A 26,971-nucleotide genomic window follows, 5' to 3' on the forward strand; every position below is an offset into this window, starting at 1 on the left:
GTCAGACCAGCACCCGTTCGATGCCGCCGTTATTGGCCTTGGCCACGTACTCCGGCATCCAGTTGTCGCCCAGGATCTGCTTGGCCATCTCGACCACGATGTAGTCGGCTTCCAGCAAACCGTTGGCCGTGTCTTCACCGTAGCGGCTCAGGCCTTGCAGGCAAGCCGGGCAGGAGGTCAGGATCTTGACGTCTTCCTTCTCGCCGATCAGGCCCTTGCCGCGCAGTTCGGCCTCGCCCTTGCGGATCTCTTCTTCCTTGCGGAAGCGGATCTGCGTGGAGATATCGGGGCGGTTCACGGCCAGGGTACCGGCTTCGCCGCAGCAGCGGTCGGACTTGATGACGCCATCGCCCACCAGGGCCTTGACGGTCTTCATCGGGTCCTGCAGCTTCATGGGCGTGTGGCAGGGGTCGTGGTACAGGAAGGCACCCTTGCTGTTGTTCAGCGTGATGCCCTTCTCGAGCAGGTACTCGTGGATGTCGATGATGCGGCAGCCCGGGAAGATCTTGTCGAACTGATAGCCCTGCAACTGGTCGTAGCAGGTGCCGCAGGACACGACCACCGTCTTGATGTCCAGGTAGTTCAGCGTGTTGGCCACACGGTGGAACAGCACCCGGTTGTCGGTGATCATTTTCTCGGCCTTGTCGAACTGACCGGCACCGCGTTGCGGATAGCCGCAGCACAGGTAGCCCGGTGGCAGCACGGTCTGCACGCCGGCATGCCACAGCATGGCTTGCGTGGCCAGGCCGACTTGCGAGAACAAGCGCTCCGAGCCGCAACCAGGGAAGTAGAACACCGCCTCGGTATCGGCCGTGGTGCCCTTGGGGTTGCGGATGATGGGGACGTAGTCCTTGTCTTCGATGTCCAGCAAGGCGCGGGCGGTCTTCTTGGGCAGGCCACCCGGCATCTTCTTGTTGATGAAGTGGATGATTTCCTGCTTCAACGGGGCCTTGCCAACCGAGGCGGGCGGCGCGTCGGTCTGCTTGCGCGCCACCACCTTCATCACGTCATGCGCCACGCGTTGCAGCGGCATGGCCACATCAACCAGGGCTGTGCGGATCAGCTTGATCGTCTGCGGGTTGTTGGTGTTGAGCATGGCCATGCCTGCTGCACCGGCTGGGCGGAAGCTCTTCTTGCCCAGTTTGTTCAGCAGGTTGCGCATGGCCATCGACACGTCGCCGAAGTCGATCTTGACCGGGCAGGGCGTCAGGCACTTGTGGCAGACCGTGCAGTGGTCGGCCACGTCCTCGACCTCTTCCCAATGCTTGATGGACACGCCGCGGCGGGTCTGCTCTTCGTACAGGAAGGCTTCGACCAGCAGCGAGGTGGCCAGGATCTTGTTGCGCGGGCTGTAGAGCAGGTTGGCGCGCGGCACGTGGGTGGCGCACACCGGTTTGCACTTGCCGCAGCGCAGGCAGTCCTTGACGGAGGTGGCGATGTCGCCGATGTCCGACTGCTGCATGATCAGCGACTCGTGTCCCATCAGGCCGAAGGAAGGCGTGTAGGCCTCGGTCAGGTCGGCGGCATGCACGTCATCGCCCAGGGCCTTCAGGGCGGCACCGCGCAGCAGCTTGCCCTTGTTGAAGCGGCCTTCAGGGTCCACCTTCTGCTTGTAGGCCGTGAAGTTGGCCATCTCGGCTTCCGTCAGGAATTCGAGCTTGGTGATGCCGATGCCGTGTTCGCCGGAGATCACGCCATCGAGCGAGCGGGCGAGCTTCATGATGCGGCCCACGGCTTCGTGCGCCGTTTGCAGCATCTCGTAGTTGTCGCTGTTGACGGGCAGGTTGGTGTGCACGTTGCCGTCGCCGGCGTGCATGTGCAGGGCCACCCACACGCGGCCACGCAGCACCTGCTTGTGGATGCGCTTGAGCTCGTCAACGATGGTGCTCAGGGCCGCGCCGTTGAAGATCTTGGCGAGTTCATCGCGGATCTCGCGCTTCCAGCTGGCGCGGACGACCCAAGTCTGCAGCAGGTTGAACACGGTGTCGCCGGCGGTGGGTGTGTAGGTGCCGTTGCGATGCTGTTCGTAGCCCAGTGCGACCAGTTGATCGCCCACTTGCGTCAAGGGGCTGTCGATGTGGTCGTACAGGAACTGCCAGCGAGCGCGTACCGCATTGAGTTGCGCCAGCGCGGCAGCGACCTTCTCGGCGAGCTGCTCGGGGCTGGGCAGTTCTTCGGCGTCTTCCACTTTGCCCATGGGCAGGTTGCCGCTTTGAACGAAGGCGGTCAGCGCATCGGCAATGGCCAGCTTGTTGCGCAGGCTCAGCTCGATGTTGATGCGCTCGATGCCCAGCGTGTACTCGCCCATGCGTGGCAGCGGGATCACCACGTCTTCGTTCACCTTGAAGGCGTTGGTGTGCTTGGCGATCGCGGCGGTGCGTTTGCGGTCGGCCCAGAACTTCTTGCGGGCATCGGCGCTCACGGCCACGAAGCCTTCGCCCGAGCGGCCATTGGCCAGGCGGATGACTTCGCTGGTGGCGCGGGCCACGCGGTCTTCGTCGTCACCGACGATGTCACCCACGAGCACCATCTTGGGCAGGGTGCCGCGCTTGCTCTTGGTGGCATAGCCGACGGCGCGCAGGTAGCGGTCGTCCAGGTGTTCGAGACCAGCCAGGATGGCGCCGCCAGCCTGCTTCATTTCCTCGAACATGAAGTCCTTGATCTCGACGATCGATGGCACGCCCTCGGTGGGGTTGCCGAAGAACTCCAGGCACACGGTGCGCACGTGCTTGGGCATGCGGTGCACGACCCAGCGAGCGCTGGTGATCAGGCCGTCACAGCCTTCCTTCTGGATGCCGGGCAGGCCGGCGAGGAACTTGTCGGTGACGTCCTTGCCCAGGCCTTCCTTGCGGAAGACGCGGCCGGGGATGTCGAGGCGCTCTGTGCGGATCGGGGTCTTGCCATCGGCCTGGAAGTACTTCAGCTCGAAGCTGGCAGTCGCCACATCGTGGATCTTGCCCAGGTTGTGATCGAGGCGCACCACCTCCAGCCATTCGGCATCCGGTGTGACCATGCGCCACGAGGCGAGGTTGTCCAGCGCGGTGCCCCACAGCACGGCCTTCTTGCCGCCGGCGTTCATGGCGATGTTGCCGCCCACGCACGAGGCTTCAGCCGATGTTGGGTCCACCGCGAACACGAAGCCGCCACGCTCGGCCGCATCGGCCACGCGTTGTGTCACCACGCCGGCACCTGTCCAGATGGTGGCCACGGGCTTGCTCACGCCGGGCAGGGTCACCATCTCGACTTCGGTCATCTGTTCGAGCTTTTCGGTGTTGATCACCGCGCTCTTCCAGGTCAGCGGCACGGCGCCACCGGTGTAGCCGGTGCCACCCCCACGCGGGATGATGGTCAGCCCGAGCTCGACGCAGCCCTTGACCAGGGCGGCCATCTCTTCTTCGGTGTCCGGCGTCAGCACGACGAAGGGGTATTCGACGCGCCAGTCGGTGGCGTCGGTCACGTGCGAGACGCGGCTGAGGCCATCGAACTTGATGTTGTCGTGTCGGGTGACCTTGCGCAGGACCTTGTTGGTGCGCTCACGCAACTCGCCCATGTGCTCGAAGGTCCTGGCAAAGCGGTCGATCGCGCCACGGGCGGCGTTCAGCAACTCACCGACAAGGTTGTCGCGCGAGCTGTCGTTGCCAGCGTCCTGGGTGGGTTGGCGGCGCTTGTCGACCTCACCCAGGCGGTGATGCAGGGCTTCGATCAGCTGGCCGCGGCGCTTGGGGTTGTCCAGCAGGTCGTCTTGCAGATAGGGGTTGCGCTGCACGACCCAGATGTCACCCAGCACTTCGTAGAGCATGCGGGCGGAGCGGCCGGTCTGGCGCTCGGTACGCAGCAGGCTCAGCACCTCCCAGGCACGTTGGCCCAGCAGACGCAGAACGATTTCACGGTCCGAAAAGGAGGTGTAGTTATAGGGGATCTCGCGCAGGCGGGGCTGGCCGTCGCCGTGTGCTTCGGCGGCCTGGGCGGTCATGTGGGTCAACTCGATGGGTGCGTTCATGAGGGCGCCAGACGCGAACAAACCGGTTCAACAAAGAGCAATTCGCCTGGGGTTGATGGTCAACGCCCAGGCACTGCGGGGAGGGTGGTTTTCGCGCCTGAGGCGAGATGTTAACGCAGCAGGTCATGCCCTCGGGCAGAAAAGGGCAACCGACAGGGTCTTCTGGCTTCGTTTAGGCTAGGCTCAAATCGGTATTCTGACCACCAGTTCAGAATACTCAGAAGTCGAGTTCGCCATGACCAATACCGGATCCCAAGCCGTTTCCTGGCCATATCCCTGCTGGATCGCTCACCGGGGTGCAGGCAAGCTCGCCCCCGAAAACACCATGGCGGCCTTCCGTCTGGGCGCCGAGCATGGCTTTGCCATGTTCGAGTGCGACGTCAAGCTCAGCGCGGATGGTGAGCCCTTCCTCTTGCACGATGCCGAACTGGATCGCACCACCAATGGCCAGGGCGTGGCGGGCGTTCAGAAGTGGGATGCCCTGTCGCGCCTGGATGCCGGTAGCTGGCATGGCCGTACTTATGCGGGCGAGCCTTTGCTGAGGCTTGAATCCCTGGCGCGCTGGCTGCAGGCGCTGGGGCTGATGGTCAATCTGGAGATCAAACCCACGCCTGGCGAAGAGGTGCGCACCGGCCGGGTGGTTGCGCAACATGTGGCCCGTCTGTGGGCCCAGTCGCAAATCAAGCCCTTGTTGAGCTCGTTCAGCGTCGAGGCGCTGAGGGCTGCGCAGGAGGCTCAGCCTGAGTTGCCTCGCGCGCTCCTGCTCGACAAGTGGAACCGCGATGCGGTGGACACTGCGCTCGTTCTGGGCTGCCAGGCGCTGGTGGTCAACCAGACGCAACTGGACGAAGAGCGTATCGCCGCAGGGCACGCAGGTGGCCTGAAGGTGCTGACCTACACGGTCAATGACGCCTCACGCGCCAGCACCTTGTGGCTGTCTGGGCTGGACGGTCTGATCACCGACCGGGTGGACCTGTTCGAGCCTCAGGCTCGTCTGGGTGCCAACCCGGCTCGGCTGATGGTCGAGGCGGAAGAGTTCGCCTGCTGACCAGCGCTTGGCGGTGACGTGAAGCGGCTCAGGCCAGGGCCTTGAGCAGCTTGTCGTGCACGCCGCCGAAGCCCCCGTTGCTCATGCACAGGACCTGATCGCCCGGTTTCGCGTGCTTGACCACTTTGGCCACCAAGCTGTCGATGGTGTCGGCCACGATGGCACGCTCACCCATCTCCACCAGCGCCTCGTTGGCGTCCCAACCCAGGCCGCCGCTGTGGCAGAAGGCCAGATCGGCTTCTTCCAGGGACCAGGGCAGCAGCGCCTTCATGGTGCCCAGCTTCATGGTGTTGGAGCGCGGCTCGAACACGGCCAGGATGCGCGTGCCCGGCGCCAGTTTGCGGCGCAGGCCGTCCACCGTGGTGCGGATGGCGGTGGGGTGGTGGGCAAAGTCGTCGTACACGGTGATGCCCCTGACTTCGCCCTTGACCTCCATGCGGCGCTTCACGTTGGCGAACTGGCCCAGGGCCTCGCAGGCCTGTTGCGGCGTCACGCCCACATGCTCGGCCGCGGCAATGGCGGCCAGGGCGTTCATCTGGTTGTGTTCGCCTTGCAGCGCCCATTCCACACGGCCCACCAGCACGCCGGCCTTGAGCACGTCAAACGAATGGGGCTCGCCACGGGCGCGGAAGCCGGGGGTGTCGCCACGCACGCCAAAACGGGCCACGTCGCTCCAGCAGCCGCGCGCGAGCACGCGGTCCAGCGATTCTTCGCGGGCGTTCACCACGAGTCGGCCGGTGCCGGGCACGGTGCGCACCAGGTGGTGGAACTGCGTCTCGATGGCGGCCAGGTCGGCGAAGATGTCGGCGTGGTCGAATTCGAGGTTGTTGAGGATGGCCGTGCGCGGGCGGTAGTGCACGAACTTGCTGCGCTTGTCGAAGAAGGCGGTGTCGTACTCGTCGGCCTCGATCACGAAGGGGTGGCCGGACGCGGGGCGCTTGTCAGCGGCGATCTCACCCAGGCGGGCAGACACGCCGAAGTTCTGTGGCACGCCGCCCACCAGAAAGCCCGGCTGCTTGCCGGCGAACTCCAGGATCCAGGTCAGCATGGACGTGGTCGTGGTCTTGCCGTGCGTGCCGGCCACAGCCAGCACGTGGCGACCCTGCAGGACGTTCTCGCTCAGCCATTGGGGGCCGCTGGTGTAGGGCAGGCCGGCGTTGAGGATGGCTTCCATCAGCGGGTTGCCGCGCGACACCACGTTGCCGATCACGAACAGATCCGGCTTGAGGTCGATCTGATCGACGCCGTAGCCCTCGATCAAGTCGATGCCCAGGGCGCGGAGCTGGTCGCTCATGGGCGGGTAGACGCCGGCGTCGCAGCCGGTCACGCGGTGGCCAGCTTCGCGGGCCAGGGCCGCCACGCCACCCATGAAGGTGCCGCAAATGCCAAGAATGTGAATGTGCATGGAATGCTCAGAGTTGGCGGAAGGCCTTGCCGGCTGCCGCCACGGTTTGGGCGATGTCATCGGCCGTGTGCGCCGCGCTCACGAAGCCGGCCTCATACATGGCCGGTGCCAGGTACACGCCCTGGTCCAGCATGAGGTGGAAGAACTTGTTGAACTTGTCCGTGCCCTTGGCCATCACCGCCTGGTAATGCTGGGGCAGGTGGTCGGCAAAGAAGAAGCCGAACATGCCGCCTTCACAATCGGTGGTCAGCTCGACGCCGGCGGCCTTGGCTTCGGTTTCGAAGCCCGCCATCAGGCTGCGGGTGGAGGCGGACAAGGCATCGAAGAAGCCCGGGCGCTGGATCAGCTTGAGCGTGGCCAGACCACAGGCCGTGGCCACCGGGTTGCCCGACAGGGTGCCGGCCTGGTAGACCGGGCCCAGCGGGGCCAGCTTGGCCATGATCACTTTCGATGCTGCAAACGCGGCCAGCGGCATGCCACCGCCAATGACCTTGCCGAACACGCTGATGTCCGGCTTGAAGCCGGGCAGGGCTTGGGCATAGAGGCTTTGTGCGCTGCCCAGGGCCACGCGGAAGCCGCTCATCACCTCGTCGAACACGAACAGAGCGCCGTGCTGGTCGCACAGCTCACGGATGCGTTGGATGAAGGGCACGCTGGCGCGCACGAAGTTCATGTTGCCGGCAATCGGCTCGATCATCACGCAAGCGATGTCGGCGCCTTGCGTGGCAAAGGCTTCTTCGATCTGCGCGATGTTGTTGTACTCCAGCACGAGGGTGTGCTGCACCACTTCAGGCGGCACGCCCGCGCTGGTGGGGTGGCCGAAGGTGGCCAGGCCCGAGCCGGCCTTGACCAGCAGCGCGTCGGCATGGCCGTGGTAACAGCCTTCGAATTTGATCAGCTTGCTGCGGCCCGTGAAGCCGCGCGCCAGGCGGATGGCGCTCATGCCGGCCTCCGTGCCCGAGCTCACCAGACGCACCTGCTCGGCGCTGGGCACGATCTTCAGGATCTCTTCAGCCAGTTCGATCTCGCGCTCGGTGGGGGCACCGAAGGAGAAGCCTTCCAGCACGGCTTTTTGCACGGCTTCCACCACTTCAGGGTGGCCATGGCCCAGGATCATCGGGCCCCAGGAGCCGATGTAGTCGATGTAGCGCTGGTCTTCGGCGTCCCAGATGTAGGCGCCCTGGGCACGGGTGATGAAACGGGGCGTACCGCCCACGGCGCGGAAGGCGCGCACGGGCGAGTTGACGCCGCCAGGGATGACGCGCTGGGCGCGTTCAAAAAGCGAGGCGTTCGTGGTCATGCAGACTGCTTGATGTTGATCGAAAGCGATCAGTGCACGTTGCGTGCGTGCGGAGGCGGGATGTTGGCGTCGTCCATCTCGGGGTGGGTGGATTCGTCCGTCACCACGCCCTCGGGAGGCTGTTCGCCAGGCGGCAAGGCCCAGAAGAAGCGATCGGGCACCACGCCACCCATGCCAGGGCGGAAGCCCGAATCCAGAGCCTGATCCAGGAAGCTCAAGGCTTCCGAGACGGCCACATCCAGCTCGGTGCCGCTGGCCAGGATGGCGGCCAGTGCGGCCGACAGGGTGTCTCCCGCACCCACGAAACTGGCTTCGAACCGCTCGAATCGCTCACCGGCGACGGCACCTTGCGGCGATGCCAGCACGTTGTCGATGAACTGGTCGGGCAATTGCACCCCGGTGACCAGCACATAGCCGCAGCCATGCTCGGCGGCGGCCACGGCCAGCTCACGGGCAGAGGGCGCGCGCTCGGCATCCCACTCGGGCAGCAGGAAATCGGTCAAGGTCTTGTGGTTTCCCACCAACACGTGGCTGGCCGGCAGAATTAATTCTCGGAAGGCCTCCAGGTAAGCCATCTGGGCGTCTTCTTCCAGCCATGACAGGTTGGGAAGATAGGACACCAGCGGGGTGTCTGTGTAATCGGACAGGATCTCGGCGACGGCGCTGATGCCGTCTGCGCTGCCCAGGAAGCCGACCTTCCACGAGGCGATCGTGACGTCTTCCAGCACGCTGCGCGCCTGGTCCACGATGGCGTCGGAATCGATCTCGTGCGACTCGAACACCTCTGCTGAGTCACGAATCAGGAGGCTGGTGACCACGGGCAGCGCGTGCGCGCCCATGGCGGAAATGGTGGCGATATCAGCACCAATGCCGGAGGCGCCGCTGGCGTCGTTGGCATTGAAACTCATGACGCATGCTGGCGAGCCCGCGTCCTGGTCATCGGGGGCGGTGTGGTCTGTTGGACCTGTCTGGGGGGCGTTCATGCGTGTGCAGTATTGGCTAGAAGGTGAGCCCGTGCCCACAAACCCTCGGATTTGCGGGAGCGGCTGATGGCTACAATCAGTTCATTGTATTCAAGCTGGTTTGGACCGACGTGAACGAGTTTCGTACCTGGATGTGCCTGATTTGCGGCTGGATTTATGACGAAGCCGCCGGATTACCTGAAGAGGGTATCGCGCCCGGCACCCGCTGGGAAGACGTTCCGATGAACTGGGTCTGTCCCGAGTGCGGTGCGCGCAAGGACGACTTCGAGATGGTCCAGGTCTGATTCCTTGATCGAACTGAATTTGTCCAGGGCCTCAAGAGGCGCTGGCAGTCTGGAGGAACGCGTCCGTGTCTGATGCAGATAGCCCCGAAGTGAAGGCGGCAACCAAAGTGCTCGTCATCGACGACAGCAACACCATTCGTCGCAGTGCGGAAATCTTCCTGAAGCAGGGCGGATATGAAGTCGTGCTGGCCGAAGATGGTTTTGACGCGCTCTCGAAGGTCAACGACCACCATCCAGATGTTATTTTTTGTGACATTCTGATGCCCCGCCTGGACGGGTATCAGACCTGCGCCATCATCAAAAGAAACCCGCGCTTTACCAATACGCCGGTGATCATGCTGTCCTCGAAGGATGGCTTGTTTGACAAGGCACGCGGGCGCATGGTGGGTTCGCAAGATTACCTGACCAAGCCTTTTACCAAGGACCAATTGTTGCAGGCCGTGGCGCAATACAGCGCCGGTTGAGTGCAACAGAGCTTGTCTGTCGTTTGTCCGACAAGGTGAATAATGCGTGTGCGCTAGCTGGCTTTGAAAGCGCAGGCGAGCGTGCACTGAGGAGTTGAAATGCCCATTCAGAAAATATTGCTGGTTGACGATTCCAAGACCGAGCTGCACGTGCTGTCCGAGTTGCTCACGAAAAAGGGCTACCAGGTCAAAACGGCCGAGAACGGTGAAGAAGCCATGCGCCGTCTGCAGGAAGAAAAGCCTGACCTGATCCTGATGGACGTGGTCATGCCCGGCCAGAACGGCTTCCAGCTGACCCGCGCCATCACGCGCGATCCCTCGTTTGCCAATGTGCCGGTCATCATCTGCACCAGCAAGAATCAGGAAACCGATCGTGTCTGGGGCATGCGCCAGGGGGCACGTGACTACGTGGTCAAGCCGGTCAATCCTGACGAGCTGCTGTCCAAGATCAAAGCCTTCGGTTGAGATCGAAAGAGCAATAAGAAAGAACAAGAGAGCGCATCCAGATGGCCAATAAAGAAGCCCTGAGGGAGTTGCAGCAACGTCTGGCAGATCGTCTGCAGATGGTGCGCCAGCAGGCGCCTGCTCGCAGCTGGCTGGCCGTCGAGATCGCTGGCCATGGCTTCCTGCTGTCGCTGGATCAGGCCGGCGAAATTTTCCCCTTGTCGCCCATTCAACCGGTACCTCACAGTCAGGGCTGGTTCCTGGGTGTGGCGAATCTGCGGGGGCAGTTGCACGGCGTGGTCGATATGGCGGCCTTTCTGGGTTTGCCCCAGCGCCAGACCCGCAATCTGGCTGAAGTGGCGGCGCGCGATGCCGGCCGTCTGATCGCCTTCAATTCGGGGCTGCAGATGAATGCGGCCTTGCTGATCGATCGCCTGATGGGCTTGCGCAATGCCAGCGCCCTGACCCCAGCCGAAGATGCGGGTGGCGCACCCAAGCCCCACTTCATCGGGCAGCAATTGAATGACGCGCAAGGGCGCACCTGGTACGAACTCGACCTGGTCAGCCTGGTGGCTGACGAGGCCTTTTTGAAAATAGATGTTTGACGGGTTCACCCCCGTCTGGCTGTCACAGCTGACTGTTTGGAGCATAAGGACATGAGTTTCCTGAGTCGAATCAAGGACCTGGGCAAAACACAGGACGACGAGGAGGTCCAGTCGGAAGCATTGAGCACCGAGGGGATGGTCACGTCCTCCGGAGCCCAGTCTGTGGACACGCAGGCTTCGCCTTCGACCATCCAGCCTGGCAGCACGATCACCTCGGACTCGATCATTTCGGAGGCGGCGCCTTCGGAGTTCCCGCCCGACTACCACGACAACCGTCTCAAGGGCGAGGTGGCCGAGACCACTAACGCGTTGCTGGAACCCCAGACCGGCTTGCCGGTGATCGGTCAGTGGCGCCTGGACAAGCAGCAACGCTTCATTGGTGGTGCCTTGGGTGTCGGCATGGTGGGCTTGCTGCTGTCTGCCTTCCTGTCGGTGACCTCTGCAGATCGCCGCGCGGCGCAGACCGGTGCAACCGGTCAGGCACTGATGCAGTCGCAACGTCTGGCGAAGTCGGTGTCGCAGGCTTTGATCGGTCGTGCACAGGCCTTCGGCGAAGTGGCTGACAGCTCCAAGGTGCTGGCCAGCAACGTGCGCGGTCTGGACAAGGGCGACGCCAAGCTGGGGCTGAGCCAAGTGCAAGGCGGCGCCAAGGAAGAGCTGACCAAGCTGTTGCCCCTGGTGGACCGCGCTGAAAAGAACGCTGACTACGTGTTGAAGCAGAAGCAGACACTGACCCAGGTGAGTCAGGCCTTGCGTGAGGTCAACAGCCAGTCTTCCGAACTGCTGGATCTGGCGGAAGGCATTGCGACCACCAAGATCGAAAAGGGCGGTGTCTCACCAGCCGAGATGTCCTCGCTCAACCAGTTGGTGATGCTGACGCAGCGTATCGGCAAGTCGGCCAACGAATTCCTGACGGTGGAAGGCGTGTCGACCGAGGCCGTGTTCCTGCTGGGTAAGGACCTGAACGCGTTCAAGGAAATCGCCGAAGGCATGCTCAATGGCAACGCCGAGCTGAGGCTGGTGGTCGCCAAGGATCCCGCAGTGCGTGAACAACTGGAAGCCCTGCTGAAGATTTTCGAGCGCACCCGCACGCAATCGACCTTCATTCTGGGTTCGCTGCAAGGCCTGGTGGCCGCACGTGATGCCCAGGTGGCCGTGATCGATGATTCCGAGCCGCTGCGCAAGGGTCTGGAAACCGTGCAGCAAAAGCTGACCGAAGGCGCCGGCATCGGGGGCCTGAACGTGGCCATGATCCTGATCTCGCTGCTGGTGACCGTGGCATCGGCCTACGGCCTGTTCCGCGTGTTCGTGACCGACCAGACGCACCGCCGTCAGATCGCTGAACAACAGCGGCAGGAAGCCGAACGCATGGAGCGTGAAGCCAAGCGCGTGAACGACGCCAACCAGGCGGCCATTCTGCGATTGATGAACGAGCTGCAACTCGTCGCTGAAGGTGACTTGACGCAACAAGCCACGGTGACGGAAGACATCACCGGCGCCATCGCCGACTCGGTGAACTTCACGGTGGAAGAGTTGCGCAACCTGGTGGCCCAGGTGCAAGGCACGGTGCAACGGGTGACGGAAACCACCGGCGAGGTGGAAGCCACGTCGACCGAGCTGCTGGCCGCCTCCGACGAGCAACTGCGCGAGATTCGTGAAACCGGCGAATCGGTGCTGCAGATGGCAGGCCGGATTAACGAAGTGTCCGCACAAGCCCAGCACTCCGCCGAAGTGGCCCGCCAATCGCTGGCAGCTGCCGACTCCGGTCTGCAAGCCGTGCAGAACGCCATCGGCGGTATGAACACCATCCGCGAGCAGATCCAGGAAACCTCCAAGCGCATCAAGCGACTGGGTGAGTCGTCTCAGGAGATCGGCGAAATCACCGAACTGATTTCCGACATTACCGAACAGACCAACGTGCTGGCCTTGAACGCTGCCATTCAGGCAGCCTCCGCTGGTGAAGCCGGTCGCGGCTTCTCTGTGGTGGCCGAAGAAGTGCAGCGTCTGGCTGAACGCTCGGCTGATGCGACCCGCGAAATTGCTGCCCTGGTGCGCACCATTCAGACCGACACGCAAGATGCCGTCGGCGCTATGGAACGCTCCACGCAGGGTGTGGTGGAAGGGGCTCGACTGTCTGACGCCGCCGGCTCCGCGCTGGGCGACATCGACCGCGTGTCACGCCGCCTCGCCGAACTGATTGAGCAGATCTCGTCGCAAGCCTTGCGTGAAGCGGAATCGGCGAACGTGGTGGTGGCCAACATCCAGCACATTTTTGCCGTGACCGAGCAGACCGGTGAAGGTACCCGTTCAACCACGCAACTGGTGCGTGAGTTGTCCCGCACCGCCAACGAACTTCAGCAATCGGTGGCCCGATTCAAGATCGCTTCCTGATAGAGCGAATGACCCATGGACAGCTTGCACCACGACGATCCCTCGCCATCTGACGACCTCAGTGCACTGGCCTGGGTGCATGAGGAACTGCGCAAGTCGCTGGACTCGGCACACAAGGCCCTGCACCGTTGCCTCAAGGATGTGACCTCGGCCGGGCTGTCCGACATGGACGCCATGGACCCTGCCATTCTGCGCACGGCCCGTCAGCAGATCCACCAGGGGGTGGGGGCGCTGGAGTTGGCCGGTGTGCCGGCTGGTGCCACCTTGCTGCGCGCCGCGGAGGCGGTGGTGCAGAAGTTCGTCAACCGCCCGCAGTCCATCACGGATGAAGCGGTGCGTGATGTCGAGAAGGCTTCGTTCGCGCTGCTGGATTACGTCAGCCGCCGGCTGGCCGGCAAGCCGGTGTCGGCCATGGCCTTGTTCCCGCAGTACGAGGCCCTGATGGCCCGTGTGGGCAGTGTCCTGCCGCGCCCGACAGACCTGTGGTCGCAGGATTGGCCTGATCTGTCCCTGGAAGCGCCATTGGCGCCACCAGAGAACGTGCCGGTCCGCGAGGCCGATGCCCGTACCGTCGATGATTTCGAAACCGGCCTGCTGAACTTGCTCAAGCGCAACCAGCCCGCCGATGCCGTGGCCTTGGCTGATCTGTGTGCCTCCCTGGCCAGTGGTGCCGTGCAGCGCGCGGCCCACCGCGAATCCGCTACCTGGATGCTGGCCAGTGGCTTCCTGGAAGGCCTGGCCGGCGCCCATGTGCCGCTGACCGTGCACGCCAAACGCGTGCTGTCGCAACTACTCAGTCAGTTGCGCGTGCTGGTCAAGGGCAAAGCCACGCCATCGGATCGCCTGGCCAACGAGTTGCTGTTTTTCTGTGCGCAAGCCTCTGATGTGCCGGCTGCCGAGAACTCGGTGCTGGCCCGCGTGCGCCGCACCTTTGGTCTGGAGCGCCACAAACCGGTGGACCTGCAGGCATCGTCTTTGGGTAAGTACGACCCTGCCTGGGTGGCGCAAGCCATCAAGCGTGTGGCTGGCGCCAAGGACGGCTGGTCTGCGGTTGCCGCAGGTGAGCTCTTGCGTCTGGGCGGTCTGAACGAGCAGTTCTCGCTCGTCAGCGACTCCCTTCGTCGCCTGTTCCCTGACGGCCAGGTGCTGGCCGATGCCCTGACCCATGCGGTGCAGGCCACCGTTCAGGCCTCGCAGGCCCCCGCGCCGGCTCTGGCCATGGAAGTGGCCACCAGCCTGCTGTATCTGGAAGCCTCACTGGAAGACGGTGAGTTCGACCACCCAGATCAACAGCAACGCGTGCAGCGTCTGGCGCAACGCATCGAGGCCATCAGCCAAGGGCAAGATGCCCAGCCGCTCGAATCCTGGATGGAGGCGCTTTACCGCCGCGTGTCCGATCGTCAGACGATCGGCAGCGTCGTGCAGGAGCTGCGTTCGACCCTGACCGATTGCGAAAAGCACATCGACCAGTTCTTCCGTGACTCCAAGGATGTGACGCCGCTGGTCAACGTGCCTTCGCAGCTGCAATCCATGCGTGGCGTGCTGGCCGTGCTGGGTCTGGATGTGGCCGCACACGCCACCGTGCGCATGCGCGAAGCGGTGGACCACCTGCTGGTGCCTGGTGCCGATCTGGATCAGGCTGCACAGGAGGGCGTGTTCGATCGCCTGGCCACCAACCTGGGCGCGCTGGGTTTCCTGATCGACATGATGGGCGTTCAGCCCGCGTTGGCCAAGTCCCTGTTCACCATGGATGAAGCCACGGGGGTGTTGGCGCCTGTGATGGGGCGAGAAAAAAAAACCCAGGCTGACCCGGTAGAGTTTGTTGCACAACATGTGCAGCAGGAAGAAGCACACGCGGTGGCTGAAGAGGTGGCCGAGGTGCTGGAGCGTGATGACGCCTCCCTGACCGAGGTTTCCGAACAACTGCAGAAGTTGGCCGACACGCCGCACGTGCAGGAACAGGCAGAACTGGCCGAAAGCGTGGCTGCGGCGCAAGCTGCACTCGAATCGGCACAGGCCAGTGACGATGAGTCTGCCCTGGCCGCCGCACGCGAGCAGGTCTCGCAGGTCCTGAGCGATTTCACCCAATCGGTGTCTGACGCGGAAACCCTGCAGGCCGAACCTCAGTTCCCGCCGCAGGCGCCGCTGTCGTTGACGCCCGCCGCCGCTGCACCTGAAGAGACCGGCCTGGAAGAAGACGACGAGATGCGCGACATCTTCCTGGAGGAAGCGCGCGAGGTGATCGACAACGCCCAGCAGGCCCTGGTTCACCTGGCCTCCCAACCTGACGATGTGGGCTCGCTCACGGCCGTACGCCGAGGCTTTCACACGCTCAAGGGCAGCTCGCGCATGGTCGGGCTCAAGGAGTACGGCGAAGCTGCATGGGCTTGCGAGCAGATGTACAACGCCTGGCTGGCATCGCAAACGCCCGCCAGTGCCGATCTGCAAGCCGTGACGGCCGATGTGCTGGGCCACTTTGCCTTGTGGACCGACGCCATCTCTGCCAAGCAGGACAGGGGCTGGTCGGCACAGCCGGTGATCGATGTGGCCGATGCACTGCGTCTGCGTGGTGAGCGTCGCGCCATTTCCGACGCGGGTTCCGCACCGGCTGCCGAGGCTGAGAGCCAGCCAGAAGAACCGCCTGAGCCTGTCATCGAGGTACTGGCTGAAGCAGCGTTGCCTGAGCCGCTCTTGGTGGAAGACGCCGCATCGGCGCCCGAACTGTTGGCCGAGCCCCGCCCCGTATTCACGGAGCCGGACTGGGAGTTGCCTTCTCTGGATCAGCCTGTTGACGAGGTCAAGGTCGAGCCTTTGCCGGTGGTCGAATCCTTGTCTTTTGATGATCTGGATCTGCCGGATCTCGCTGCGCCAGCCGTTGAGGACATCCCCGCTGCCGACATCGCCTTGCTGGACATCGAGACGCCGGAGTCCGACACCGTGCTGGATCTCGAGGCCTTGCCCGAGGTGGACACCCAGCCGCAGGACCTGATGGCCGAGCCCGTGCCCGATCACGAATTGATCGTGCTGGATCTGGAAGCCCCGGCCGATGTGGCCGCCGGCATCGAGGTCGAGACCATCCATGCGCCGTCCACACCGGCCGCACTGTATTCCGAGTACGAGCAAGCTGAAGAAGCGCCGCTGGGCGAGGTCGAGTTGACCGACCCCAAGGAAGTGGTCATCCTCGATGATGACGACCCTACGCAAGCGGCCGATCTCGATGTGGTGATCCCCGCCGAGCCTGTCGAGCCTGTCGAGACGGTTGGCACTGTGGAGGCTTCCTCACCTGTAGACGTGACGGAACCGTCGGCGCCGGAGTCCGAAGGCGACAACGCCGATGAGCCGGTGAAGGTGGTGGGCCCGTTGCGCATCAGCATCCCGCTGTTCAACATCTACCTCAATGAAGCCGACGAGCAGTCGCGCCGCCTGTCCACGTCGTTGGGTGAGTGGGCGCTGGAGCTGCATCGCCCGGTGAGCGATGAAGCCATTGCACTGGCGCACTCGCTGGCCGGTAACTCCGGCACGGTGGGCTATACCGAGCTGTCGCAACTGGCCCGCCTGCTGGAGCACGCCTTGATGCGCTCGCAATCACTGGGTGGTGGCGAGACCGAGGCCGTGGCCCTGTTCAACGAGGCGGCCGAAGAAATCCGCCGCCTGTTGCATCAGTTCGCCGCTGGTTTCCTCAAGACCCCTTCTGATGAATTGATGCGCCGCCTGGAGTGGTACGACCACGATGCTTCGCGTCGCATCGAGGCTCGCAGCCTCGTGAGCGATCTGGACGAAGAGTCCGGCCGTGATGATCATGCCGATCCCTTCGCACAAGATGCTGAAACCATCGTGCTGAGTGACTCGAAGCTGGGCGATCTACCGGTTGAAGAGTCGCGCCCGCATTTGCGGCTGGTTCACTCCGCCGAGGAGGTGGAGTCCACGCAGCCCGCACCGCTGGGTGTGGCCGAGTTCCGGGAGTTGACGCCCTTGTCGCCAGACTCCGATCCGCTGCAGTCTGGTGCCTCCACAGCGCAAGCCTTGACCGGCGCGGGCCCCGTGCATTGGGACGACGAGTCCGACATCGATGCGCAGGACAACGTCGATCCTGATCTGTTCCCGATCTTCGAAGAAGAAGCGCAGGAGTTGCTGCCTCAACTGTCCAGTCAGACCCGTCAGTGGCTGGAGATGCCGGATCACCCCGCCGCTGCGGCTGCCTGCATGCGCACGCTGCACACCTTCAAGGGTGGCGCACGTCTGGCCGGTGCCATGCGTCTGGGTGAACTGGCGCACCGCATGGAATCGACGATCGAGCGCCTGCTGGCGTCCGATCAAATCACGCACGCCGACATCGCCCCGCTGGAAGGTCGCGTCGACCGTCTGGTCGAGGTGTTCGAAGCCCTGCGTGCGAACGATGCGCAAAGCTATGACGAGCAGGTCAACCGCGAACTGCCGCCCGCCGAGCCTGTGGTTGTGGTGCCGGAACGTGTGGATGTTGCCACGCCGATCATCGAACCCATGGCGCCGCTCGAGCAGCTTGTGCCCGCCGATGAAGCCAGCACGTCTGACGCGATGCCTGCTGTGGTGTCGCCCATCACCGCTCGCCAGCAAACCGAAGTCAAGCTCGCGCCGATCGACTGGGGCACCTTGCCTCGGGCGGCGCAGGGCCCGACGGCCCGTCTGGATCGCGAACATGCCCACGCGCCATCCCAGGCCGTGGTCCGCGTGCGTCCGCAGTTGCTCGATCGTCTGGTCAACCACGCGGGCGAGGTCAGTATCACGCGCACCCGTCTGCAATCGCAGGTAGGCCAGATCCGTGGCTCCCTGACCGACCTGACGGACAACCTGGAGCGTCTGCGCCAGCAACTGCGCGACATCGAACTGCAAGCCGAAACCCAGCTCAGCACCCGCATGGAAGCGGCCCGTGCGCAAAGCCAGAACTTCGACCCGCTGGAGTTCGACCGCTACACGCGCTTCCAGGAACTCACCCGCATGATGGCCGAGTCGGTGAACGACGTGGCCACGGTGCAGCGAACCCTTCAGCGCAATCTGGAAACGGCGGAAGACCAACTGGCGGCCCAGGCGCGCCTGACCCGCGACCTGCAGGACGATCTGCTGCGTACCCGCATGGTGGAGTTCGACGGTCTGTCTGATCGCCTCTACCGCGTGGTCCGCCAGGCTGCCAAGGAAACCGGCAAGCAGGTCCGTCTGGACATCGTCGGCGGTTCCACTGAAATCGACCGAGGCGTGCTGGAGCGGATGACGGGCTCGTTCGAGCACTTGCTGCGCAACTGCATCACCCACGGTATCGAAGACGCGGCGGCGCGAACCGCTGCCGGCAAGGACGCCGCAGGCCAGGTCATCGTGGCCCTGCGCCATGAAGGCAACGAAGTGGCCATCGAGTTCCGTGACGATGGCGCCGGCCTGAACCTGGAGCGCATCCGCAAGCGCGCCGTGGCCATGGGCCTGCTCTTGCCGGACGACACGCCCAGCGAAGCTGAACTGTCGCAGCTGATCTTCACGTCCGGCTTCTCGACGGCCGAGTCGGTCACCGAGCTGGCAGGTCGTGGCATCGGCATGGACGTGGTTCGCTCCGAAGTGAACGCCATGGGCGGGCGCATCGAGACGGCCACCACGGCCGGCAAGGGCACCAGCTTCACGCTGATCCTGCCCCTGACCACCGCCGTCACCAAGGTGGTGATGCTGCGCTGCGGCGCCATCAACATCGCTGTGCCAACCCACCTGATCGAGATGGTGCGTCGTGCGCGTCCGCAGGAAGTGGAACTCGCCTACAAGCAAGGTTCCTACGGTTTTGCCGATCTGGTGTTGCCGTTCTACTGGCTGGGCTCGCTGCTGGACTTCAGCCCGCGCGGCATGGAAGGCGGGCGCAGCCTGCCTATCGTGATCGTGCGCTCGGCTCAGCAACGTATCGCGCTGCACGTGGACGAAGTCTTGGGCAACCAGGAAGTCGTCGTCAAGAACCTGGGGCCACAACTGGCGCGCCTGCCTGGCTTGGCCGGGATGACGCTGCTGGCATCGGGTGCCGTGTCGCTGATCTACAACCCGGTGGCGCTGGCCACGGTGTACGGTGATCGTGCTCAGGCTCAGACTGCGCAGGCTTTGTCTGCTGCAGGCGCCGACCTTGACGGCTGGTTGCAAGCCAACAGCAAACAAACCGCGAAGACCGTGACGGAGTCCACGGAAGCTCAGACACCCCTGGTGCTGGTAGTTGACGACTCTTTGACCGTGCGCAAAGTGACCCAGCGTTTGCTAGCTCGTGAAGGTTATCGCGTGATGCTCGCAAAAGATGGGTTGGAAGCCCTCGAATTGCTGGCACAGGAACGCCCTGCAGTGATACTGTCGGATATTGAAATGCCCCGCATGGATGGTTTCGACCTGGTTCGCAACATCCGCGCGGATCAGAAACTATCCGATCTGCCCGTCATCATGATCACCTCACGTATTGCTCAGAAGCATCGTGACTATGCGACCGAACTGGGTGTGAACCACTACCTGGGCAAGCCGTATGGTGAAGAGGAGTTGCTGGCCCTGGTTGGCCGGTATGCTGCTCTCAATGAGGTGACGGCCTGATCTCCTGCAGTACCAACTTGTTGGCCAAAACCGCTCCACCTCCATCCAACCACGCGACCGCTCAGCCGGTCGTGGAGGATGCCATTTCCCACCTGGCAGCCCTGACTGCGCAGCGGGACAGGGAGATGCTGGATGTCTCACTGGCGCAAGGGGTGCTGGAGTTGCTGTCAGTGACCAGCGTGGGCGTGTACCGCCTGGTTGGTCGTGACGAAGAGCCTCGTCACTGGTTGTGCAGCGGCCTGGCTCGACGCGGGCAATTGACGGTCAGCGATCCGCCGTGGGTGGACCTGGAATCCCTGCCACCGCTGGAGGCCTACCCGATGCGCGCTTCCGTGCTCGATTCGCGCATGCTGGAGCAGGCCGAGTTGAGCGAAGATGTGTCCGAGCCTGCTCTGCGCCATGTCACTGTGCTGCCTTTGCTGGTCGAAGTTGGCCTGCCCGGCGTGCTGGAGGTCTGGTCTGAAAAGCCCTTGTCGCTTCAGGCGCTGCGCCCGATTCAAACCTTGCTCAAGGTATTTGGCAACTTCCAGAATTTGCTGGAATCGAGTCAGCGCGATGCCTTGACAGGCTTGCTCAATCGCCAGACTTTCGATGCCACCTTCCTGAAGGCTTCCATGCCCGTCAATACCGATACCTATCAGGTGCCGGCGGGTGAGCGGCGCGCTGTGCCTGCCACGGGCTACTGGCTGGGGGTGGTGGACATCGACCACTTCAAGAAGGTCAACGATGGTTTTGGCCACCTGATCGGCGACGAAGTGCTCGTGCTGGTGGCGCGCATCATGCGCCAGTCGTTCAGGCACTATGATCGCCTGTACCGCTTCGGTGGTGAAGAGTTCGTGATCCTGCTGCGTGGCGGCACCGAAGCGGATGCGCAGGGTGCATTCGAGCGATTCCGCAAGAACGTCGAGTCCTACCCCTTCCCGCAGATCAACCGGGTGACCGTGAGCATCGGTTTCACGGAGATCCAGCACAAGGACACGCCCAATGTGGCCTTCTCTCGTGCGGATCAAGGCGTGTACCAGGCCAAAGACATGGGCCGCAACATGGTGCTGTGCTACGAAGCCCTGGTGCACGCAGGGATGATCGCATCCGAAGACACCCACGTGGGCGACGTCGAACTGTTCTGAGCGCAGGTGTCTTGGCCTAGCCTGCCTTGGTTTTCCGTGTCGTTTTGACGGCTGTCTTGCGCGGCGCCTTCTTGCGTGCCAGCTTCTGGATGTCCTTGTCCGTCACGGTCTTGACCACGGCGTAGCGATCCAGTGTTTCCTGGCGGGCCACGTCGTGCATCACGATGGGTTGAGGGTAGTCGCGCCCGATCACCACGTCTTCCGCGCAGGCCAGATCTGCAGGGCGGGCCAACCACGGCGCGTGCAGCGCCTGATCGGGCAGGGCGGCCAGTTCGGGCACATAGCGGCGGATGAACTTGCCCTGTGGGTCGAACTTCTCGCTCTGGTTGATCGGATTGAAGATGCGAAACCACGGTTGGGCGTCGCAGCCGCTGGAGGCCGCCCACTGCCATCCGCCGTTGTTGGCAGCCAGATCGAAGTCCAGCAGTTTCTCGGCGAAATAAGCCTCACCACGGCGCCAGTCGATGCCCAGGTCCTTGATCAGGAAACTGGCCACCACCATGCGCAGGCGGTTGTGCATGTAGCCGGTCTGGTTGAGCTGGCGCATGGCCGCGTCCACCAGCGGGTAGCCCGTGCGGCCTTCGCACCAGGCTTGAAAGTGCGCCTCGGCCTTGGCGCCGTGCGCCCACTTGATCAGATCGTATTCGCGCTTGTAGGCCTGGCCCACCACATGCGGGTGGTGAAAGAGGATCTGGTGATAGAAATCGCGCCAGATCAGCTCGGACAGCCAGGTCTGTGCCCCCGTGGAGCCTGCCTTGGCACGGTCCCAGGCCAGGCCGGCCAACTGGCGGATCGACACGGTGCCAAAGCGCAGGTGGGTGGACAGGTAGCTGGGCCCTTTGACGCCAGGGAAGTTGCGCGTTTCGTCGTAACGGTCGATGCGGTGCAGGAAATCGTCCAGCAGCGCCTGGGCGCCACTCATCCCGGCAGGCACCTTCAGCGAACCGACCTCCTCGAAGCCCAAGGCCTTCAGTGTGGGCACCCGGGCTTGACCGATGGGTTGTACTTTGGCTGGAATAGGCGCCAGTTGCGAGCTGAAGCGTTCAATGGGGTAGGGTTTGACGTAAAAAGGATCAATCTTCTTGAGCCAGGCATTCTTGTAAGGCGTGAATACGCCATAGGGTGAGTCGTTGCCGGTGAGCACCTCGTTGCGCTCGAAGATCACGTGATCCTTGGAGGTGAACAGGGCCACGCCGATGTCGCTCAGCGGGCCACGCACGTGGGCATCGCGCTCCAGGGCAGCAGGCTCGTCATCGTGGTTGGCGTACACGGCCTGCACACCAAGTTGCGCAGCCAGCTTGGGGATTTCGACCTTGGCAGCGCCGTGGCGCACGATCAGCCCGGCGGTGGCGCCGCTGGAGGCCGACGACGTGAGTTGCGCCAGCGGGTGCTGTTGCCCCAGGGCTTCCAACGCTTGATCCAGCTCGATCACGCTGCGGTGGATGAAGTCCACCCGCCGGTCAAAACGGGGCAATTCGTCCAGGATGTCCGTGTCGAACACGAAGGCGCACCAGACCTTGCGGGCATTTTTCAGAGCGTGATAAAGCGCCGCGTGATCCGTGCTGCGCAGATCGCGTCGAAACCAGACGAGGGCGGAATCGAATGTCTGTGTCATGTCGGCAGTATCACTTCGTCAGCAAGCACGGGTTGTTGGTAGGTAAATGCGGGAATCTGCATGAATGCGCGGGGCCGGGGCGTCTAAAATCGCGGGATGTCTACAGGCGCGCCCACTCCCATCAATCTGACCAACCAGTTCCTCATCGCCATGCCGGGGATGAAAGACGGCAATTTTGCCGGCACGGTGGTCTATATGTGCGAGCACAACGACAAAGGCGCGCTCGGCCTGGTCATCAACAAGCCGATCGACATCGATCTGCGCAAGCTGTTCGAGAAGGTCGACCTGAGCCTGGAGCGCCCGGATCTGGCCAGCAGGCCGGTGTTTTTCGGTGGACCGGTTCAGACCGAGCGTGGTTTCGTGCTGCATGAAAGCCTGGATGCCGAAGGTGGCCATTACAACTCCACCTTGAAGATCACCGAGGGCCTGGAGATGACCACTTCCCGCGACGTGCTGGAGGCGCTCTCCAATGGCGCCGGCCCGCGCAGGGTGTTCATCACCCTGGGCTATTCGGGCTGGAGCGCCGGGCAGCTGGAAGAAGAACTCGGTCGCAACGGGTGGCTCAATGTAGACGCCGAGCCCGAGATCATCTTCAACACGCCGGTGGAACAACGCTATGACAAGGCTTTGTCTCTGCTTGGCATCGACCGCAACTTCCTGATGGGCGAGGCCGGGCACGCATGAGCGGCCCCGTCCTGACTTATCTCGCCTTTGACTACGGTCTCAAGCGAGTGGGCGTCGCCACGGGCAACAGCCTCACGCGCCAGGCCCAGCCGCTGCGCACGATCGCGGCCGAGGGCAAGCCCCGTTTCGAGCAGATCGGCCAGTTGATCGCCGAGTGGCGCCCGGACGCCCTGGTCATCGGCGTGCCCTTCCACCCCGACGGCGCGGAGCACGACAATACGGTGCGGGCGCGCAAGTTCGGTGGCCAGTTGCGCGGGCGATTCCACCTGCCTGTGCACGAGGTGGACGAGCGCTACTCGACCACCGAAGCCATCGCCATGGGCGCGCGTGACCTGGATGCGGCCTCGGCTGCCATCTTGCTGCAACAATATTTCAACGATCATCCCGAGCCATCCGAAAGCTGAGAGGCCCCCGTGAGCAATCCGTCCCCCGCGCAGAACCACACCCTGCACCTCGATGCCGAGGCCTTGTACGACAGCCTGCTGGTGGCCATCCGCCGCATCGTCACACCTGAGACCACGTTGGTCGGCGTCTGGTCGGGCGGCGCCTGGCTGGCCGAGCGCCTCAACACGGATCTGGGCCTGAAGACGCCGCACGGTGTGATCTCGTCGGCCCTGCATCGCGACGACTACAGCTCGCGCGGCATGAGCGCCACCAAGGACGCCACCCACCTGCCGTTCGAGGTGGAAGGCCGCCACATCCTGCTGATCGACGATGTGCTCTACACCGGCCGCACCACGCGCGCCGTCATCAACGAACTGTTCGACTTCGGCCGCCCCGCCAGCGTGACCCTGGCCGTGCTGGTGGACCGTGGTGGCCGCCAGTTGCCGATCGAGCCTGCCTTGTCTGCCGCCCGCATCACGTTGCCAGCCAACGAGCGCGTCTCGCTGGACCGCACGCCCGAAGGCCGTTTCCAATTTCATTTCGAGAGGGTTTGATGTACAAGAACAACCCCCAGCTCAACAAGCATGGCGAGCTGATCCACCTGCTGTCCACCGAAGGGCTGCCCAAGGCCAACATCCACCAGATCCTGGATACGGCCGAGCAGTTCCTGAGCGTCAACGAGCGTGAGGTCAAGAAGGTGCCCTTGCTGCGTGGCAAGAGCGTGTTCAACCTGTTCTTCGAGAACAGCACCCGCACCCGCACCACCTTCGAGATCGCCGCCAAGCGCCTGAGCGCCGACGTGATCAACCTGGATATCGCGCGTTCATCGGCCTCCAAAGGTGAAAGCCTGCTGGACACCATCGCCAACCTGAGCGCGATGCAGGCCGACATGTTCATCGTGCGCCACTCCGAATCCGGCGCGCCTTACCTGATCGCGCAGCACGTGGCCCCGCATGTGCACGTGGTCAACGCCGGTGACGGACGCCACGCGCACCCCACGCAGGCCTTGCTGGACATGTACACGATCCGGCACTTCAAGAAGGACTTCAGCAACCTGACCGTGGCCATCGTGGGCGACATCGTGCACTCGCGCGTGGCCCGCTCCAACATCCACGCGCTGACCACCTTGGGCGTGCCCGAAGTGCGTGTGGTGGGCCCGCGCACCCTGGTGCCCGGCGACCTGCGTGAGATGGGCGTGCGCGTGTGCCACAGCATGGAAGAGGGCATCCGCGGCGCGGACGTCATCATCATGCTGCGCCTGCAAAACGAGCGCATGTCCGGCGGCATGCTGCCCAGCGCCGGCGAGTTCTTCAAGGAGTTCGGCCTGACCGAATCCAAGCTGGCCCTGGCCAAGCCCGATGCCATCGTGATGCACCCGGGCCCGATCAACCGAGGCGTCGAGATCGACTCGGCGGTGGCCGATGGCAAGCAAAGCGTGATCCTGCCCCAGGTGACCTTCGGTATCGCGGTCCGCATGGCCGTCATGTCCATCATCGCTGGCAACGAGGCTTGAACAAACCATGAAGATCCTCATCAAGAACGGCCGCCTGGTCGACCCCGCTTCCGGCCTGGATCAAGTCGGTGACCTGGCCATCACATCCGGGCGCATCAGCGCCATCGGCAACGTCAACAGCGACTTCGCCCCTGACCGCGTCATCGATGCCTCCAACATGATCGTGGCCCCTGGTCTGGTGGACCTGGCGGCGCGCCTCAAGGAGCCTGGCCACGAACACGAAGGCATGCTGGAGTCCGAACTGGCTGCCGCTGCGGCCGGTGGCGTGACCAGCGTGGTCTGCCTGCCCGACACTGACCCGACGCTGGACGAGCCCGGCCTGGTGGAGATGCTCAAGCTGCGTGCTCGCAAGCTCAGCCGCTGCCGCCTGTTCCCGCTGGGCGCGCTGACACGAGGCCTTAAGGGCGAGACGCTCACCGAGATGGCCGAGCTGCATGAAGCCGGCTGCGTGGGTTACTCGCAAGCTGAAGTGCCCATCAAGGACACGCAGGTGCTGCAACGCGCGCTGCAATATGCCTCGACCTTCGGCTACACCGTCTGGCTGCGCCCACTGGATGCCTGGCTGGGCAAGGGTGTGGCCGCCAGCGGCTCCGTGGCCACGCGCCTGGGGCTGTCCGGCGTGCCGGTTGCCGCTGAAACCATTGCGCTCAACACCATCATCGAACTGGTGCGCGCTACCGGTGCCCGCGTGCACCTGTGCCGCATCTCCAGTGCGCAAGGTGTCGAGCTGATCCGTCAGGCCAAGGCCCAGGGCCTGCCCATCACGGCGGACGTGAGCATCAACTCCCTGCTGCTGACCGATGTCGACATCGGTTACTTCAACTCCGCCATGCGCCTGACGCCGCCACTGCGCCAGGGCCGCGATCGTGATGCGCTCCAGGCCGGCCTGCTCGACGGCACGCTGGACGCACTGGTGTCCGACCACACGCCGGTGGACGAAGACGAAAAGACCTTGCCTTTCGGTGAGGCCGAACCTGGTGCCACCGGGCTGGAGTTGTTGCTGAGCCTGGCCCTCAAGTGGTCCGGCGCCGATCAAGGTGACAAGCCGGCGCCTGACAAGCTGCGCCGCGCGCTGTCGGTCGTCACGCAAGGCCCCGTGAAGGTGTTGGGTGATGCCTTGGGCTCGCTGTCGTCCAGCGCAGGCCGTCTGGTGGCCGGTGGTGTGGCCGACGTGGTGGTGTTCGACCCCGCAGCCCGCTGGATCGTCGAGCCTTCCGCACTGGTCAGCCAGGGCAAGCACACACCCTTTGCCTTCAGCTCGACCGGGTTCGAGCTGGTGGGGCGCGTGCAACTGACCCTGGTGGCAGGGCAGGTGGCCCACGAGGCAGAGCCCCAAAGCGCTGCTGCATGAGCGCGGCCCTGGGGGAGCGCTCGCCTGGCCCTTCCGGGCTGGGTTTGATCGTTGCCGTGCCGCTGGCATCGTGGCGCCTGCTGCGCGTGCTGCTGCACGTGCTGGTGGGCTATGTGCGCTCCTATGTGATCTGGCCCGGGCTGGACGAACAGGGCTGGCATGAGGAGACCAGCAACTGGTCCCGCCAGTTGTTGTGCATCCTGGGCATCCGCCTGGAGGTGCAAGGCCAGGCACGGCCGGGCGCCAAGCTGGTGGTGGCCAACCACGTGTCCTGGCTGGATATCGTGGCCATCAATTCTGTGGTGCCGTCGCGCTTTGTTTCCAAGGCCGAAGTGGCGAAATGGCCCTTGATTGGTCGCATGGTGACGACGGCCGGCACGCTGTACCTGGTCCGCGAGCGCCGGCGGGATGCCATGCGCGTGCTGGGTCTGATGTCCCAGGCGATGAGGGAAGGGCACACCGTGGCCGTATTCCCCGAAGGCACCACGGGTGATGGGCACGAGGTGATGCATTTCCACGCCAACCTGTTACAGGCTGCCATCGATGCACCGGCCCCCGTGCAACCGCTTGTGTTGCGTTATAGCGACCCTCAGCACGCTGTCAGCCCGATCGCGGCCTATGTGGGCGACACCACACTGATGCAATCCTTGTGGTGGATCGTCACCGCCAGGGGGCTGTGCGTGCATGCCCGGATCCTGCCATTGCAGGCCGTCACCCACGCAGACAGGCGCGCTTTGGCCGAGTTGTTACAGGCCCAGGTGGCTGAATCTCTGAAGGCTTTGAATCACTAATTCGTGCAA

At 63.7% G+C, this 26,971-nt stretch carries 19 protein-coding genes; 14 read left to right on the forward strand and 5 right to left on the reverse strand.

Going from position 1 to position 26,971, the window contains the following annotated elements:
- Window position 1 precedes the first annotated feature (1 nt).
- The gene (locus HY836_RS15020; protein ID WP_290677416.1) at window positions 2-4,000 is read right to left on the reverse strand and encodes a DUF3683 domain-containing protein; all 3,999 of its coding nucleotides are present in this window, start codon (window positions 3,998-4,000) and stop codon (window positions 2-4) included.
- A 235-nt stretch (window positions 4,001-4,235) separates the two neighbouring features.
- On the opposite strand from HY836_RS15020, the gene ugpQ reads away from it, so the two are divergent.
- The gene (ugpQ, locus tag HY836_RS15025) at window positions 4,236-5,048 is read left to right on the forward strand and encodes a glycerophosphodiester phosphodiesterase (protein WP_290677419.1); all 813 of its coding nucleotides are present in this window, start codon (window positions 4,236-4,238) and stop codon (window positions 5,046-5,048) included.
- Window positions 5,049-5,076: 28 nt separating this feature from the next.
- On the opposite strand, the gene mpl is transcribed toward ugpQ, so the two are convergent.
- From mpl to HY836_RS15040, 3 genes are read right to left on the reverse strand one after another with little or no spacing between them, the layout of a single operon-like run.
- Window positions 5,077-6,453, reverse strand: a complete 1,377-nt coding sequence (gene mpl, locus HY836_RS15030) for a UDP-N-acetylmuramate:L-alanyl-gamma-D-glutamyl-meso-diaminopimelate ligase (RefSeq protein WP_290677421.1) — start codon at window positions 6,451-6,453, stop codon at window positions 5,077-5,079.
- Window positions 6,454-6,460: 7 nt separating this feature from the next.
- A complete protein-coding gene (gene hemL / locus HY836_RS15035) occupies window positions 6,461-7,753 on the reverse strand; it encodes a glutamate-1-semialdehyde 2,1-aminomutase (protein WP_290677425.1) in 1,293 nt (430 codons plus the stop codon).
- Between the two features lie 29 nt (window positions 7,754-7,782).
- A complete protein-coding gene (locus tag HY836_RS15040) occupies window positions 7,783-8,661 on the reverse strand; it encodes a bifunctional hydroxymethylpyrimidine kinase/phosphomethylpyrimidine kinase (RefSeq protein ID WP_290677428.1) in 879 nt (292 codons plus the stop codon).
- Window positions 8,662-8,867: 206 nt separating this feature from the next.
- Between HY836_RS15040 and HY836_RS15045 the strand changes: the two genes are divergently transcribed.
- From HY836_RS15045 to HY836_RS15075, 7 genes are all read left to right on the forward strand, one after another.
- Window positions 8,868-9,020 carry a rubredoxin gene (locus HY836_RS15045; protein ID WP_290645506.1) on the forward strand — a complete coding sequence of 51 codons (153 nt, stop codon included), beginning with the start codon at window positions 8,868-8,870 and terminating at the stop codon, window positions 9,018-9,020.
- Between the two features lie 65 nt (window positions 9,021-9,085).
- The gene (locus HY836_RS15050) at window positions 9,086-9,484 is read left to right on the forward strand and encodes a response regulator (RefSeq protein WP_290677430.1); all 399 of its coding nucleotides are present in this window, start codon (window positions 9,086-9,088) and stop codon (window positions 9,482-9,484) included.
- Between the two features lie 99 nt (window positions 9,485-9,583).
- A complete protein-coding gene (locus HY836_RS15055) occupies window positions 9,584-9,949 on the forward strand; it encodes a response regulator (protein WP_290677433.1) in 366 nt (121 codons plus the stop codon).
- Between the two features lie 41 nt (window positions 9,950-9,990).
- Window positions 9,991-10,533: a chemotaxis protein CheW gene (locus tag HY836_RS15060; protein ID WP_290677436.1), complete on the forward strand. Its 543-nt coding sequence runs from the start codon at window positions 9,991-9,993 to the stop codon at window positions 10,531-10,533.
- Between the two features lie 51 nt (window positions 10,534-10,584).
- Window positions 10,585-12,924, forward strand: coding sequence for a methyl-accepting chemotaxis protein (locus HY836_RS15065; protein ID WP_290677438.1), 2,340 nt, complete (start codon window positions 10,585-10,587; stop codon window positions 12,922-12,924).
- A gap of 15 nt (window positions 12,925-12,939) precedes the next feature.
- A complete protein-coding gene (locus HY836_RS15070; protein ID WP_290677441.1) occupies window positions 12,940-19,497 on the forward strand; it encodes an Hpt domain-containing protein in 6,558 nt (2,185 codons plus the stop codon).
- Window positions 19,498-19,514: 17 nt separating this feature from the next.
- Window positions 19,515-20,624, forward strand: coding sequence for a diguanylate cyclase (locus HY836_RS15075; protein WP_290677444.1), 1,110 nt, complete (start codon window positions 19,515-19,517; stop codon window positions 20,622-20,624).
- 16 nt (window positions 20,625-20,640) lie between these two features.
- On the opposite strand, the gene HY836_RS15080 is transcribed toward HY836_RS15075, so the two are convergent.
- Entirely contained in the window at window positions 20,641-22,239 is a 1,599-nt protein-coding gene (locus HY836_RS15080; RefSeq protein WP_290677447.1) for a deoxyribodipyrimidine photo-lyase, read from the reverse strand.
- A gap of 96 nt (window positions 22,240-22,335) precedes the next feature.
- Here HY836_RS15080 and HY836_RS15085 point away from each other — a divergent pair, with 96 nt between their 5' ends.
- From HY836_RS15085 to HY836_RS15110, 6 genes are read left to right on the forward strand one after another with little or no spacing between them, the layout of a single operon-like run.
- Window positions 22,336-22,923 carry a YqgE/AlgH family protein gene (locus tag HY836_RS15085; protein ID WP_290677450.1) on the forward strand — a complete coding sequence of 196 codons (588 nt, stop codon included), beginning with the start codon at window positions 22,336-22,338 and terminating at the stop codon, window positions 22,921-22,923.
- Entirely contained in the window at window positions 22,920-23,327 is a 408-nt protein-coding gene (gene ruvX, locus HY836_RS15090) for a Holliday junction resolvase RuvX (protein WP_290677454.1), read from the forward strand. The genes HY836_RS15085 and ruvX overlap by 4 nt, the downstream gene beginning before the upstream one ends.
- A 9-nt stretch (window positions 23,328-23,336) precedes the next feature.
- Window positions 23,337-23,861 (forward strand): bifunctional pyr operon transcriptional regulator/uracil phosphoribosyltransferase PyrR, encoded by a 525-nt coding sequence (pyrR, locus tag HY836_RS15095; RefSeq protein WP_290677456.1) that lies wholly within the window; start codon window positions 23,337-23,339, stop codon window positions 23,859-23,861.
- A complete protein-coding gene (locus HY836_RS15100) occupies window positions 23,858-24,820 on the forward strand; it encodes an aspartate carbamoyltransferase catalytic subunit (RefSeq protein ID WP_290677459.1) in 963 nt (320 codons plus the stop codon). The genes pyrR and HY836_RS15100 overlap by 4 nt, the downstream gene beginning before the upstream one ends.
- 7 nt (window positions 24,821-24,827) lie before the next feature.
- Window positions 24,828-26,171, forward strand: coding sequence for a dihydroorotase (locus tag HY836_RS15105; RefSeq protein WP_290677462.1), 1,344 nt, complete (start codon window positions 24,828-24,830; stop codon window positions 26,169-26,171).
- Entirely contained in the window at window positions 26,168-26,962 is a 795-nt protein-coding gene (locus HY836_RS15110) for a 1-acyl-sn-glycerol-3-phosphate acyltransferase (protein ID WP_290677466.1), read from the forward strand. The genes HY836_RS15105 and HY836_RS15110 overlap by 4 nt, the downstream gene beginning before the upstream one ends.
- Window positions 26,963-26,971 lie beyond the last annotated feature (9 nt).

Origin of the sequence: Aquabacterium sp. (assembly GCF_016234775.1) — a bacterium.
GTDB lineage: Bacteria > Pseudomonadota > Gammaproteobacteria > Burkholderiales > Burkholderiaceae_C > Aquabacterium.

Excerpts from the sequence above, each read along its gene's own strand:
- hemL (WP_290677425.1), bottom strand. The coding sequence starts at position 7,753 with ATGACCACGAACGCCTCGCTTTTTGAACGCGCCCAGCGCGTCATCCCT.
- HY836_RS15085 (WP_290677450.1), top strand. The coding sequence starts at position 22,336 with ATGTCTACAGGCGCGCCCACTCCCATCAATCTGACCAACCAGTTCCTC.
- HY836_RS15040 (WP_290677428.1), bottom strand. The coding sequence starts at position 8,661 with ATGAGTTTCAATGCCAACGACGCCAGCGGCGCCTCCGGCATTGGTGCT.
- HY836_RS15020 (WP_290677416.1), bottom strand. The coding sequence starts at position 4,000 with ATGAACGCACCCATCGAGTTGACCCACATGACCGCCCAGGCCGCCGAA.
- HY836_RS15080 (WP_290677447.1), bottom strand. The coding sequence starts at position 22,239 with ATGACACAGACATTCGATTCCGCCCTCGTCTGGTTTCGACGCGATCTG.
- ruvX (WP_290677454.1), top strand. The coding sequence starts at position 22,920 with ATGAGCGGCCCCGTCCTGACTTATCTCGCCTTTGACTACGGTCTCAAG.
- HY836_RS15055 (WP_290677433.1), top strand. The coding sequence starts at position 9,584 with ATGCCCATTCAGAAAATATTGCTGGTTGACGATTCCAAGACCGAGCTG.
- mpl (WP_290677421.1), bottom strand. The coding sequence starts at position 6,453 with ATGCACATTCACATTCTTGGCATTTGCGGCACCTTCATGGGTGGCGTG.
- ugpQ (WP_290677419.1), top strand. The coding sequence starts at position 4,236 with ATGACCAATACCGGATCCCAAGCCGTTTCCTGGCCATATCCCTGCTGG.
- HY836_RS15110 (WP_290677466.1), top strand. The coding sequence starts at position 26,168 with ATGAGCGCGGCCCTGGGGGAGCGCTCGCCTGGCCCTTCCGGGCTGGGT.
- HY836_RS15045 (WP_290645506.1), top strand. The coding sequence starts at position 8,868 with ATGTGCCTGATTTGCGGCTGGATTTATGACGAAGCCGCCGGATTACCT.
- HY836_RS15060 (WP_290677436.1), top strand. The coding sequence starts at position 9,991 with ATGGCCAATAAAGAAGCCCTGAGGGAGTTGCAGCAACGTCTGGCAGAT.
- HY836_RS15105 (WP_290677462.1), top strand. The coding sequence starts at position 24,828 with ATGAAGATCCTCATCAAGAACGGCCGCCTGGTCGACCCCGCTTCCGGC.
- HY836_RS15065 (WP_290677438.1), top strand. The coding sequence starts at position 10,585 with ATGAGTTTCCTGAGTCGAATCAAGGACCTGGGCAAAACACAGGACGAC.
- HY836_RS15070 (WP_290677441.1), top strand. The coding sequence starts at position 12,940 with ATGGACAGCTTGCACCACGACGATCCCTCGCCATCTGACGACCTCAGT.